16 protein-coding genes are annotated in these 13112 nt (G+C 27.0%); 8 read left to right on the top strand and 8 right to left on the bottom strand.

Annotated elements, in window-relative coordinates; genetic code table 11:
* Positions 1 to 8: 8 nt before the first annotated feature.
* From cetC to CARM_RS08515, 3 genes are all read left to right on the top strand, one after another.
* Positions 9 to 500, top strand: a complete 492-nt coding sequence (gene cetC, locus CARM_RS04995) for an energy taxis response protein CetC (RefSeq protein ID WP_139425936.1) — start codon at positions 9 to 11, stop codon at positions 498 to 500.
* 79 nt (positions 501 to 579) lie between these two features.
* Positions 580 to 1071, top strand: coding sequence for a PAS domain-containing protein (locus CARM_RS04990; protein ID WP_139425938.1), 492 nt, complete (start codon positions 580 to 582; stop codon positions 1069 to 1071).
* Between the two features lie 12 nt (positions 1072 to 1083).
* The gene (locus CARM_RS08515; protein ID WP_139425940.1) at positions 1084 to 2454 is read left to right on the top strand and encodes a methyl-accepting chemotaxis protein; all 1371 of its coding nucleotides are present in this window, start codon (positions 1084 to 1086) and stop codon (positions 2452 to 2454) included.
* A gap of 12 nt (positions 2455 to 2466) precedes the next feature.
* Here CARM_RS08515 and lon read toward each other — a convergent pair whose 3' ends face one another.
* Positions 2467 to 4851 carry an endopeptidase La gene (gene lon / locus CARM_RS04980; RefSeq protein ID WP_139425942.1) on the bottom strand — a complete coding sequence of 795 codons (2385 nt, stop codon included), beginning with the start codon at positions 4849 to 4851 and terminating at the stop codon, positions 2467 to 2469.
* Positions 4851 to 5504, bottom strand: coding sequence for an outer membrane protein assembly factor BamD (gene bamD, locus CARM_RS04975; RefSeq protein WP_139425944.1), 654 nt, complete (start codon positions 5502 to 5504; stop codon positions 4851 to 4853). Before bamD ends, lon begins: the two co-directional genes overlap by 1 nt.
* 178 nt (positions 5505 to 5682) lie before the next feature.
* Between bamD and fliW the strand changes: the two genes are divergently transcribed.
* From fliW to CARM_RS04950, 5 genes are all read left to right on the top strand, one after another.
* The gene (gene fliW, locus CARM_RS04970) at positions 5683 to 6078 is read left to right on the top strand and encodes a flagellar assembly protein FliW (protein WP_139425946.1); all 396 of its coding nucleotides are present in this window, start codon (positions 5683 to 5685) and stop codon (positions 6076 to 6078) included.
* Positions 6078 to 6806 (top strand): pyrroline-5-carboxylate reductase, encoded by a 729-nt coding sequence (locus tag CARM_RS04965; RefSeq protein ID WP_139425948.1) that lies wholly within the window; start codon positions 6078 to 6080, stop codon positions 6804 to 6806. Before fliW ends, CARM_RS04965 begins: the two co-directional genes overlap by 1 nt.
* Complete coding sequence (locus CARM_RS04960; RefSeq protein WP_139425950.1) at positions 6803 to 7099, top strand: hypothetical protein; 297 nt, start codon at positions 6803 to 6805, stop codon at positions 7097 to 7099. The genes CARM_RS04965 and CARM_RS04960 overlap by 4 nt, the downstream gene beginning before the upstream one ends.
* A 145-nt stretch (positions 7100 to 7244) precedes the next feature.
* On the top strand, positions 7245 to 7814 hold the full coding sequence (locus CARM_RS04955; protein WP_139493269.1) for a hypothetical protein: 570 nt from the start codon (positions 7245 to 7247) through the stop codon (positions 7812 to 7814).
* Complete coding sequence (locus CARM_RS04950) at positions 7811 to 8233, top strand: hypothetical protein (RefSeq protein ID WP_139425954.1); 423 nt, start codon at positions 7811 to 7813, stop codon at positions 8231 to 8233. The genes CARM_RS04955 and CARM_RS04950 overlap by 4 nt, the downstream gene beginning before the upstream one ends.
* Here the strand turns inward: CARM_RS04950 and CARM_RS04945 are convergent.
* The 6 genes from CARM_RS04945 to CARM_RS04920 all read right to left on the bottom strand — a co-directional run bounded on the left by CARM_RS04945 (position 8215) and on the right by CARM_RS04920 (position 13075).
* Positions 8215 to 8856, bottom strand: coding sequence for a MarC family protein (locus CARM_RS04945; protein WP_139425956.1), 642 nt, complete (start codon positions 8854 to 8856; stop codon positions 8215 to 8217). The genes CARM_RS04950 and CARM_RS04945 overlap by 19 nt on opposite strands.
* Before the next feature lie 51 nt (positions 8857 to 8907).
* Entirely contained in the window at positions 8908 to 9168 is a 261-nt protein-coding gene (rpsR, locus tag CARM_RS04940) for a 30S ribosomal protein S18 (RefSeq protein WP_039618521.1), read from the bottom strand.
* 11 nt (positions 9169 to 9179) lie between these two features.
* Entirely contained in the window at positions 9180 to 9707 is a 528-nt protein-coding gene (locus CARM_RS04935; protein WP_139425958.1) for a single-stranded DNA-binding protein, read from the bottom strand.
* Between the two features lie 2 nt (positions 9708 to 9709).
* Positions 9710 to 10084, bottom strand: a complete 375-nt coding sequence (gene rpsF / locus CARM_RS04930) for a 30S ribosomal protein S6 (RefSeq protein ID WP_139425960.1) — start codon at positions 10082 to 10084, stop codon at positions 9710 to 9712.
* Between the two features lie 92 nt (positions 10085 to 10176).
* The gene (gene holA, locus CARM_RS04925; protein WP_139425962.1) at positions 10177 to 11142 is read right to left on the bottom strand and encodes a DNA polymerase III subunit delta; all 966 of its coding nucleotides are present in this window, start codon (positions 11140 to 11142) and stop codon (positions 10177 to 10179) included.
* Complete coding sequence (locus CARM_RS04920; protein ID WP_139425965.1) at positions 11135 to 13075, bottom strand: VacB/RNase II family 3'-5' exoribonuclease; 1941 nt, start codon at positions 13073 to 13075, stop codon at positions 11135 to 11137. The genes holA and CARM_RS04920 overlap by 8 nt, the downstream gene beginning before the upstream one ends.
* Between the last annotated feature and the right edge of the window lie 37 nt (positions 13076 to 13112).

Below are 13112 nucleotides of genomic sequence, written 5' to 3'. Positions count from 1 at the left end.
GGATAAGCATGTCAAAAGAAAAAATTTTAGAACCAGATACACTGATAACTTCCAAAACAGACTTAAAAGGTAATATAATTTATGCTAATGATGATTTTTTAAAATATGCAGGGTATAAAATGGAAGAAATTTTATACAAACCTCATAATATAGTGCGTCATCCGGATATGCCAAGAACTGTTTTTAAATGTTTATGGGATTTTATACAAGATGGTAAGGAAATCTTTGCTTTTGTTAAAAATAAAACAAAATTTGATGATTATTATTGGGTTTTTACTAATGTTACAGCATCTTTTGATGAACAAGGAAATATTATAAATTACTATTCTGTCCGAAGAAAACCTAAAAGAGAAGCAATACCAACTATAGAGCAAGTGTATAAAAATCTTTTAGAGGTTGAACAAAGAAATGGCATAAAAGCTGGGGTTGATGAGCTTATGAAAATAGTAAATTCTTATGGTATGAGTTATAATCAATTGATTTTAGAGTTACAAAAATAAACATCAAAATTTTTATTTTAAATTCTTTTGATTATGATATAATAATACTTTTTTTATCTTATTTAATGGAGTTGTTTTTATGTCTCAAGAAAAAGAATTAACAAGTGATGTTTTGATTACATCTAAAACCAATTTAAAAGGTGAGATTATTTATGCAAATGAAGATTTTTTAAAGTATTCTGATTATCAAATTGATGAAATTTTATATAAACCTCATAGTATTATGCGTCATGCTGATATGCCTAGATCGGTTTTTAAATATTTATGGGATAATATCCAAAATAAGAATGAAGTTTTTGCTTTTGTTAAAAATAAAACAAAATTTGATGATTATTATTGGGTTTTTGCTAATATTACTGCTTCATGTGATGAAAATGGAAATATTTTAAATTATTATTCTGTCCGAAGAAAACCAAAAAAAGAGGCAGTGATTACAATAGAAAAAATTTATAAAATTCTTTTACAAAAGGAAAAAGATGGTGGTATAAAATCTGGTATTGAGGAATTAAATAAAATAGTCAAATCATATGATATGACTTATAATCAGCTAATAATGCATATGCAAAAATAAAAAGGATGATTAATGAAAAATATTTTATATATTGGGGCATTTTTAAGTACTATAGCTTGTGTAGTTTCTTTGGTATTTAAAGAGTTTTTTTCGTTGGGATTTTTTGTTGTTATGATTGCATTGTTTTGTTATGGTCTATTTATTAGACATAAAAATGAAAAATTTAACGATAAAATTTTAGAGCTTAGCAGAGAACTCAAAAATGGAAATTTTGATTCTAGAATTGTTTATGTAAAAGCTAGTGATAAAAAGTCAAAAGAAATTGCAGATAATCTTAACAACACCATAGATGGTTTGGAAGCTTATTTAAGGGAAATTAATACTTCAATTGCTTGTTCGCAAAAAGGAGAATATTTTAGAAGAGCTATTCCTGAAGGTTTAAAAGGAATTTTTGTTCATAATATTAATTTTATAAACAAAGCTTTAGATGATATAGAAAAAACAGGAAAATCTGTCTTTAAAAATGCTTTATCTAGAGAATTAATGGATTTGAGTTTAAATAGCCAAAATAAAAATTTAAATGATTTATCTTCTTCTTTAAATAAAATTATTAAATTAATGAGAGAAGTTTTTGGAGATATTAAGATTATCTCAGATACAGCACAAAAAAACGGAAGAGAAGTAAATGAATTACAAGAATCTATTTCAACTATGATGCAAGTAGCTGATGAAAGTAAAAACGCAGTAGATACATTTGCTTCTAATGCTCAAAGTATTAATGCTATTGTAGAGGTAATTAGAGATATAGCTGATCAAACTAATCTACTTGCTTTAAATGCAGCTATAGAAGCAGCTCGTGCAGGTGAACATGGTAGAGGTTTTGCTGTTGTTGCTGATGAAGTGCGTCAGCTTGCTGAAAAAACTCAAAAAGCAACAGGAGAGATTACTCTAGCAATCCAAGTGATGAATCAAGAAATTAGTTCTATACAAGAAAATAGTGAAAAAGTTTATGGTATAGCAAATTCTTCAGATGGTAAAATTATGGATTTTAGTAAAGCATTTGGAGAACTGGAAGACAAAAGTACTCATTTAGGTAAAGAATTTGTCAATTTTGCTTCCGACTTGACATTATCTGCTATGAAGATTGATCATATATTATATAAATCTGATGTTTATTTGACCTTAAATGGTTCTCAAGACAAGCTGCAAGATCTAGATCCAATTTCTACCTTATGTAAAGATGAAGATGCTAAAAGTATTTTCTGTCCTTTAATTTCTCAAAATGAAATGGATTCTAAGAGTGAAAAAATACAAAATACTGCAAATAAGGCTATAGAAATAGCTAGAAAAGAAAATATAACAAAAGAAGATTATGATTTGATTATAAACGATATACGCGATTTAGAAAAAGAAAGTAAAGTTATTATGGATAAATTAAACTAGAAGCTAAAGCTTCTAGTTATAAACAAGAGCTATTTTTAAAACTTCTTGTAGAGTTTTCACTCCAATAATTTTCATATTTTTCACTACTTCTTCAGGAATATCTTTTAAATCTCTATCATAATTTTTATGCGGAATTATAGCTATTTTAATATCAGCTTTATATGCAGCAATTAACTTTTCTTTTAATCCGCCTATTGGTAAAACATTACCCATTAAATCAATTTCTCCAGTCATAGCGACATCAGATCTTACTTTTTTATTACTAAAAATAGAAGCAATGGCTGTTGTTATAGTGATACCAGCACTTGGTCCATCTTTAGGTGTGGCTCCATCTGGTACATGGATGTGAAGATTGTATTGATTATAGATACTTTCATCTTCTTTGTAAGAAAGATTTTTTGGTGTTTTAATTTGTCCTTCATCAATTAAATTTTTAACAAGACTTTGAGCAATTTTTGCTGATTCTTTCATTACATCACCCAAGCTTCCTGTAAGAGCTAACTCACCCTTGCCTTTGATTTTGATAGCTTCTATTTTTAATACATCTCCACCCACCGCAGTCCATGCTAAACCATTTACTTGACCGATTTTGTTTTCTTTTTCGTGTTTTTCAATTTCAAAGACTTTTTTACTTAAAAAGTCTTTTAAATTTTTAGCATTTATCTTGATGTTTTTAGTATTTTCATTCAAAAGAAGTTTTTTGACACATTTTCTACAAACTTCAGCAATTTTTCTTCTTAAATTTCTTACACCAGATTCTCTTGTGTATTCATTGACCATTAATTCTATAGCTTCATCATTGAAGTTAATTTCTTCTTTTTTTAAACCATGTTTTTTGATTTCATCTGGTATGAGATAATTTTTTGCTATTTGAAATTTTTCTTGAGGAGTGTAAGAGCTAAGCTCTATAAATTCCATTCTATCTTTTAAAGCCGCAGGGATTAAACTTGCATCATTTGCAGTAGCTATGAATATAATTTTACTCAAGTCAATATTGAAATTTAAATAATAGTCTCTAAATTTTGTATTTTGCTCAGGATCTAAAATTTCAAGTAAAACCGCACTTGGATCTCCTCTATGATTGCGACTTAATTTATCGATTTCATCTAATACTACAACTGGATTGCTTTGTTTTGCTTCTATAAGTCCTTGTATAATGCGTCCAGGCATTGCTCCTATATAGGTTCTTCTATGTCCTCTTAATTCATTAACATCTTCTAAGCCACCTAAAGCTATGCGTACTAATTCTCTTTTTAATGCTTTTGCGACTGAATTTGCTAAAGAAGTTTTACCAACACCCGGGGGACCAACTAAACATAAAATAACCTTAGCACCATCTCTATCTTTGATTTTGCGTTTTTCTAAAAGTTCTTTTACGGCAAAATACTCTTCTATACGTTCTTTTGGTTTTTCTAAGGCATAATGATCGCTATTAAGTTGTGAAGATACATCTTTTAGATTAAGTTTTTTCTTTGACGAATATTCAAAAGGTATATCCAAAACTGTTTCTATATAGGTTTGCACCATAGAAGCTTCTGAATTATCTTGATGAATTCTTTCATATTTTTGAATTTGTTTTTTGATTTCCTTGTATGCTTCTTCATACATAAAAGCTTTTTTCTTTTCTAATTTTTTATTATATTCTTCTACTTCACTTTCTTTTTGTATATCACTTCCTAGCTCTCTTTGAATCTGTTTGAGTTGTTCTTTTAAGAAATATTCTTTATTTACTTTATCAATTTTAGAATGAACTTTATTTTTGATTTCTTTTTGGATTTTATTTGCTTCGATTTCCTTGGCTAAATAATCAATCAAATTTAGAAGTTTTGTTTCCAAATTAGTTTCTATGAAAAATTCATAAGCTTGTCGTTTTTTTATTTTAATAGAATTAAGTATTAAATCACAAATTCTACTAGGTTCAACATCTTCTTCTATGGTTCTTAAAAGATCTGGTGGAAAATAGTGACTAACAGTAGATAAAGCTTTAGCTTTTTCTCTTAAAACTTCTAAAATTGCTTCTTTTTTTGTATTGCATATTGGTTCTTGATGAATTAAATCAACCAAAGCAAATAAAGGTTCATTTGAAATTCTTTCAATTATCTTTGCTTTAGCATATCCTTGAAATAATATTTTTATTCTTCCATCTGGAAGTGGAACTTTTCTCATTATAGTTCCTATTACTCCGCAATCATATATATCATCAAAACCCCGCCCGCCTTCTATTTTAGAAGGAGCCACAAAAATCATACTTTCATTTTGCAAAGCATTATCCAAAGCTTTTATGTTTTGAATATCATTTAAAAAAATAGGAGTAATCATAAAAGGGTATAAAAAAAGTTCATCTTCTACTATAACAGGAAGTTTTATTGGATAATTTTGTGTATTTTCTAGTTTCATTACATTATACCTTCTTCAAATATTTTTCTATACCATGGAAGTTCGGGTCTTATCATATCAATTTTATTAAAATCAGAATTTTCTATTTTTTGCTTATAAATTTCATAACTTTCTTCTCTATCTCTTTTTTTATATAGTTCTGCTATGCTTGTATCAAGATAAAACACAGCAAGATTAAATTTAGTAAGCATGGTATCTATTAAATCTTTATATTGGACATTGGGATAATTTTGATTATATTCTTTTATCTCTTCTATGGTGTTAAGCATGAGTGCTTGATTGCGATTTGGCACAGCAAAAGAGTCGAATTTGGCTTTAATTTTTAAATATCTTATATAGGCTACATTTTTTGAATCGCCAAATTTGTTTAAATATTCATCTAGATAAAAATTAGCCATTTCATATTCTTCTTCACTAATGTGAGCTTGAGCTAAAATAAGTAAAGTTTGCTCTAGCAAAGGATCGGCTATATGTTCAGCTGACATAGAAGTGTAGTGTTTATCTGCTGCTTCTAAATTTTTTTCTTGTAAATCTTTAATGATTTGTTGATACCATTCCATAGAGCTTAGATTGTACAAATCTTCTGTTTTTTTAGAACTACAAGCCCCTAAAAATAAACCTATAATGAGTGAAAAAATAAAAAGTTTTTTCATGATGCTACCTTGTAAAATTATATAATTTATAATTATAATGTTTTTATGTTTATGAATTTGTTAATTTTTAAAAACTAAAATTATAATTAAAAAGTATTAATTAGAGAAAAGACAAAAATTGGAACTAATTTTGCTTTTTGTGTTGTAATTTCTTAGTCAATAGATTTTAGGAGGCAAAATGAACTTAGAAGTTAAATGTCCTATATTAGGATTTGAAGAAACAAAAAATATGAATTTTTACAAGATTGATGAAGTATTTTATAGGCTTAAAAGTCTTGATGGAAAAGATTTTTCTTTTGTAATGATAGATCCTTATATGATTCGTCCAGATTATGATTTTGAGGTTCCTGATTATTATCAAGAATTATTAGCTTTAAATGAAAAAACAAATTTTGGTGTTTATGCAATCGTTGCAATAAATGAGCCTTTGGAGGAATCTACTGTAAATTTTTTAGCACCGGTTGTAATGAATTATGATAACAATTCTTTAGTTCAAGTGATTTTAGATACAGCTAAATATCCTAATTATTTTCAATCTGAAAAAATTTCAGCTTTTATTAAGCAATCTAAATAATGTCTGAAATTTATATTTTAGGAAATGGTGCTATGGCAAAAGCTATAGCTAAAGGCTTGGAAGATAAATATAAAATAATTATTGTGGCTAGAGATATAAAAAAAGCTAGTTGTTTGAATTTTAAAATTATATCTTATGATAATTTTAATTTAGAAGATAAAAATATTATTTTAGCTTTTAAACCTTATGCGTTAAATGAAGTAGCTAATAAATTAAAAGGTAAAGCTAGATTTGTTATTTCTGTTTTAGCAAATACTACTTTTGAGCAGTTGCATTGTATTAAAGCACAAAATTATGTAAAAATTATGCCAAATATTGCAGCAGAATTTAAAGCTTCTACAACTCCTTATTTAATGGAAAAAAGTATTTTTAAAGATGAAATTTTATCAATTATAAATACTTTTGGTAAATCTTTTTTGCTTCAAAATGAAAAAGAATTTGATATTGCTATGGTTTTAAGCGGTTGTGTTCCAGCATTTTTAGCTATAGTAGCAGAAAGCCTAGCAAATGCAGGTGTTAGGAATGGACTTAAAAATGATTTAAGTTACAGCTTGACAAAATCGACATTTGAAAGTTTTTCCGCGATATTTACTCATATCCATCCAGCTATCATGAAAGAAAAAATTTGTTCTCCAGCAGGAGTGACTATAAAAGGAATCGAGGCTTTAGAAAAAAGAGCTTTAAGAGGTGTCTTTTTCGAAGCTTTTGAAGCAAGTATGAGAAAATGAAGCAAGCTTTTAGTCTCCTAGAGCTTGCTTTTTGTATAGTGATTTTATCTTTTGTTTTTGGATTTTATTATTTAATTTTTATAAATTCTTCTCAAAAAAATATAAATTTAAATCAAAGATTGTTTGAAGAGGAAAAAGAGCTAATTGGTAAAAATATCCACTACAAAAAAAGAGATTTCAAAGTTAATGGATATATTTTGTTAGAATATTCTAGCAAGGATTTTAACTTAAAATCCTTACAACCTAAAGATTTAACTTATAAAAAAGCATTTAGCAGTGAAACAAGCTTTTAGTCTATTGGAATTTGTATTAAGTCTTATAATATTAGGTATATTATTTGTAATTTTAAGTGTTCCATCTACTCAAATTTATAAATATACTTTTAATATAAAAAAATCAAATAATACTTTTTTTGATTTAAATTATGCTTTGCTCAGTATGGAAAAAATATTTGAATCGTGTATTGATTTAAAATATTCTAATAATTCTTTTGAGTGTTATATGAATGCAGATGATGATATTTTCTTTGATATTTCTTTGAAAAAGTTTAATTTTAGTGGAGTAATTTTAGAAGATAATGGAAAATTTTTTAGTCCTAAAAGTAATTTTTATTTTATAGAAAATGGAATATCTCAAGGTATTTTTAGTAACTACAAAGATATGTATAGTGAAAAAAAACAAAAAATATATCCTAGTGATTATTTTTATATTTATAATCCCAAAGAGTCTAAAGTATATAAAATTATTGCAAACGACAAAGAGGTGTTTTATTTTAGCGATGGGGAAAATTTTACTGGTTTTTATAGAGCTCTTTATGCCTATGTGAAAATATACTTCAAAAATGAAAATATCTACATACAAATAAGCGATCTAAATCATTATAAAAAAGATTTTTTATTAATGAAAGATATTTCTAAAATTGAAATTAATAAAGAAAATAATATATATAGCATTAAACTTTGTGAAAAAAGCAACAATGAATGTTTGATTAAGTGGATGTTCAAATGAAAAAATCTTTTGCTATGATTTATACAATTTTCTTTGTATTGTTTGTTTCATTTGCATTATTGTTTATTATAAAAATTTCTTCTTATCCACATAGAATAATGAAAGATTTAACTCTTTACACTCAAGGTAAAATTTTACTTTATGATTCTAAAGAGCTATCAAAATATTTTTTATATAATGCATTTTTAGAAGGTAAAGAGTGTATAGAAGATGTTTATTTTGAGTTTAATAAAGCAAAAATTAAAATGGATTATATGTATCCTTTGGGAGAATGTAAGAATAATAGTTTTGTAAAAAATTACGATAATGCATTATCTATAGTTGCTGTAAATGTGAGTGTATTGATAAATGATAATACAAATGTTAATGAAGAAGTATTTCTACAAAAGAGTTTTTTTATTTATCCTAAATTTGATTGAATATATGTTTGAATTCCAATAGCTATCATTTTTACTCCCATAGCCATAATAAATACCAAAGCAATACGAGAGAATACATAAAGAACAAGTTTGCCTATAACTTTTTCAATTGTAGCTGAAAAATGAAATAAAACAAATATAAAAGCAAATGTAAGTAATACAGAAGCTATGGCTATACCTAAATTTTGATCTTCTGAAATTACCACTATAGTTGATAATGTTCCAGGACCTACCAACATAGGAAAAGCCATAGGAACTATACTTTTTTTTAATAATTCTTTGTGAGATAAATCTTGATAATGTTGAAATTGACTGCTTGATGGAGTAAAAAGTAGGTTTTTAGTACTCATAATAATTAAAATCAAACCACCAGCCACTCTTAAATCATTAATATCTATTTTAAACAAATATTTCATTATAAAAGGACCGGTAAGCAAAAATACTAAAACTATACTAAAGGCTGTATATATGATATTTCTAAAAAGCTTTTTTCTTTTATCAGCATCTAAACCTTCTGTCATAGCTAAAAATTGAGGAAGGTTACCAAAAGGGTTAAGCACTGCTATAATAGCAACAGAAGCAAGTAATATAATATAAATTTCAGACTCTATATCTGAAAACATAAAACAACCTTTTTATTTTTCCCAAGCTTTTGTAGCTTGGGAGAATTTAAGTTATAGTCCTTCAAAAGGATTAGTAACAACTTCTTTTCTATCCACTATGTAAGGGATAAGTGCTACATGTCTAGCTCTTTTAATAGCGACTTCCACCATTTCTTGGTGTTTTTTACTAGTGCCTGTTAAACGGCGTGGCATGATTTTAAATCTTTCCGATAAAGCATGTTTTAATAATGCCGTATCTTTATAATCAATAAAATCTACTTTAGCTTCAGTATATTTACAATATTTGCGTGAGTATTTTCTTTTTTCTGCCATGATATTTTCCTTTAAAATGGTAATTCTGTATCATCATCATATTTATCTATATCAATTTCTTTCAAAGGTGCATCTTTTTGAGTGTTTTGATATGTATTTGATGAATTTGTTTTAGTTTGTACTTGAGTATAAGGATCAAAACTTTGTTGTTGGTTAAAATTTTGGCCATAACCATAATTTTGATTGTCAAAATTATTTTGCTGATTATTTTGTATGGCTGAACCTAGCATTTCTAAATTTTCAACTTGAACACTATGTTTTGATCTATTTTGTCCATTTTGGTCAGTCCATTGCTCAAATCTTAGACGACCTTCGATCAGTATTTTACTACCTTTTCCAAGGTATTGATTTGCAATTTCTGCTGTTCTACCAAAAAAACTAATGTCGATAAAGCAGGTTTCTTCTCTTTTTTCTCCTGTGTTTGCACTAAATCTTCTTGTTACTGCTATAGCAGAAGAGCCTATTGCACTACCTGATGGAGCATAACGCATCTCTATGTCCCTTGTAAGATTACCTACTAAAACGACTTTGTTAAACATTATCAGCCTTCTGTGCTTTCACTAGCTTTGATTTCTTTTTTATTTTGTTTGATACCTTTGCTTAATTTTTCCCAGGCAATGATTTCTTTTTTATTTTCATATTTTACAATTAAAAATCTAATTACTTCTTCAGTGATTCTTAATACCCTTTCAAGCTCTGCTATTAAATTTGTAGGAGCTTTAAAATAAATCACAAAATAAGTTCCTCTTTCGTATTTTTTAATTTTATACGCAAGTTTTCTTGTTCCCATTGGAACTACACTTTCAATTTGTGCACCATTTTTTGTAAGGACTTCTTTTACGAATTCCAACTTAGCACTTACTTCTTCTTCTGTAAGTGTTGGTTTTAATATGAATAAAACTTCATAATGTCTCATTAAGTTTTCTCCTTGTGGATATAAAGCCTAAAATTTTTAGGCAAGGATTTTGCATAAAATGCAAATTTTATTTTATCATAAGTTTTCTTAATTTAACTTTTTAATATAGAACTAAGTTGCAAAAGTGTTGCAATTAAAAATTCTTTTTTTTCTATTTTAGAGTTCTTTTTTAATTCATATTCACAATTACAAAGTGTTAAAAAGATGCTTTTATATTGTGATATTTTGACTATAAGAGCTTGTTTTTGAAGATTTTGTGCCACAGAAATAGGCGGGGTGTAGCCTAAAATTTCTTTTAAATCTAAATTTCCATAAATTTTAACATATAAAGCGATTTTAAAAAGCCTAGAAAAATTTGCATATAGGGCATTAATTAATGCTATTTCGTTGTAATTTTCTAAAATATTTTCAAGTTCATTTCTTAAATCTTTTTTTTGCATTAATTTATCAAAAAAGTTTTCAAAGCTAATAGTGCTTAAACTATAGCAATGCTCTTGGATAATTTTTTCATCAATATTTAATCCACTAAATTTATTTAATTCATTGGCTGCTAAATATAAATTTTCATTAAAATTATAAAAAAGAGCATAAAGAGCATTTTGAGTAATGTTGATATTGAGTTCCTTAGCTTTTAAAGCTAGTAGTTCCATACCTTCTTTAGCTGAATTTACTTTATAAAATCTACAAAAATTATTACCAAAAATTTTCTCAGATTCACTTTGTTTAGAGTTTTCATCATAAATTTCAAGTAAAAAATAATTATCTTGCGAATTTTGACAAAGTTGGACAAGTTGTTTGAGTTCTTTGCTTGGAATTTTCTTTTGAGTTTTGATTTCTAGTAGTTTTTTTTCGCTAAATAATGAAGCACTGGATAAATAATCATATGCTTGTTTAAAATCATATTCTTCAAAATAAAATTTTAAACTTTCTTCAAAAGGATATTTATCTTTGATAAATTTAGCATAAAGCTCTATCTGAAAATTATCTGCTCCATAAAGTAGGAAAAAATTAGGAAAATTATTATTATTAAGCAAGCTTTGGAGTTGGTTTTTATACATTTTTAATACTTTCTAAACTAAAATGCTTGGTGATTTTGCCAAAAATTTTAGCACCAACAATATCCACTTCAGTAATTTCTATTTCCACATTTTCTAATAAATTTGCCCTTGAATCTATAATGGTAATCAAAGCTCCTTTGATGTCATCATTTAATTTTACTTGTAATAAGTTTTGATTTTCAACTACTAAAGCTTTAAATCTTTTTCCTATATTGTGTTTTGCCCATCTTGCAAATTTTCTATCCATAAAATCCCAAGCGACTTTATCTGCTTCTCTTTCTAGTAAGCTTAATTCCTCGCAAGTACTTTGTATATTTAAAAGCAAATAATTAAACATTTTTTCATCATTATTGATTTTAGCTTTTAAAAGTCTGTGCAAAATAAGATCAGAATATCTTCTTATAGGACTTGTAAAATGTGTATATTTGTCAAAACCTAAGCCAAAATGTCCCGCGTTTTCGCTAGAGTATTCTGCCTTTTTTTGAGCTTTGATGATGAGTTTATCTACTTCTTCTCTTATGTTTAATTCATTTGCTAAAGCTTGAATATCTTTAAATAATTCTATGGCATTATTTTTAGGATTAATATCTATACTAAGTGTTGAAAGATCAGCCAATAATTGATCTATTTTTTTATAATCAGGGCTTAAATGGTTTCTAAAAATTCCTATATCTATAAGTTTGGCTGCAGCTTTATTTGCTAAAAGCATACAATCTTCGATTAAATTATGCGAAGCTGTATCACTTTCAAGGCGTGTTTTAATAAGCTTGTTATTTTCATCTAAAGTCATTCTTAGCTCTTGGGTTTTAAACTCACAAGCATTTTTTAATCGTTTTTTTCGTAAATTTTGAGTGATTTTAAAAACTTCATAAAGCCAATTAATCACACCTAAATCTTCTTGCGTTTGTAAATACTCATCAACTTCATCATAATTAAAACGGCGTTTTGAATTAATGATAGCTTCAAAAAGCTCTTCTTTAATTACTTCATTGTTTTTATCTAAATTTATTTTAAAACAAAATGCTAACCTATCTTCATTAGGTTTAAGTGAGCAAATATTTTCACTTAAAGCTCTTGGCAACATAGGTATAGCAATATGAGGAAAATAAATTGAAAACCCTCTTGATCTTGCTTCTTTATCAATAGCACTATAAGCATGTACATAAGCACTGACATCAGCTATAGCTATATAGATGGCATGTTCGTTTTTATCATAATAAATTGCATCATCAAAATCTTTTGCATCAACTGGATCAATAGTGCAAAAACTTAAATTTCTAAGATCTTTTCTATGAGGATACATACTTGCATCAACTTTATCTCCATAAGCACTTGCTTCGTTTTCACATAAGGTATCAAAAATAGCATTTTTATTAAAAAGTGCTAAAGAAATTTTTTCATCTACAAAATCATTATCAATATGCCCTATAACTTCAGTGATATTATTGTCATGATTTTCTATTTTCAAAATAGTTCCCAAAGGTAGAGTTTTTAAGGATTTTTGAGAAGCTTTTAAAGCGCATGTTAAACCTGTTTGTATATTAATTCCAAGTATAGCTTCGCCGTATTTTTTAGTCATAACCAAAGAAGTTTCATGAGCTCTTTTGAGTATTAAAACTACCTTTGCACTTGGACGCTTTTTTTTAATAGGGAGTAGTTTTGCCACAACTATATCAGCATAGTTTGCCCCTTTTAAATTTTTATTTTCTATGAGTAAATCACGCTTAAAAGCAAGATCAAAACTTTCTAAAAATCCTGTTCCGTTGGCTGAAATATCAATTTTACCAAAAGTAAAACCATCTTTTAAGTAGTATTTATTTTTATAAAATTTAATAATATCACAGGTTAATAACTCTCTGATGAGTTGCTTGTTTTTGTTGGTAATTTCATCAGCGTTTAAACCATAACTTAGTTGATTGAATAATTCTTTCATAAAACTCTTTATAATATTTTTTCATTAATTTAAATTT

The sequence above is a fragment of the Campylobacter armoricus genome, assembly GCF_013372105.1.
GTDB lineage: Bacteria > Campylobacterota > Campylobacteria > Campylobacterales > Campylobacteraceae > Campylobacter_D > Campylobacter_D armoricus.
Note: the sequence above shows the minus strand (reverse complement) of the source record. Positions and strands in the feature narration are given on the sequence as shown.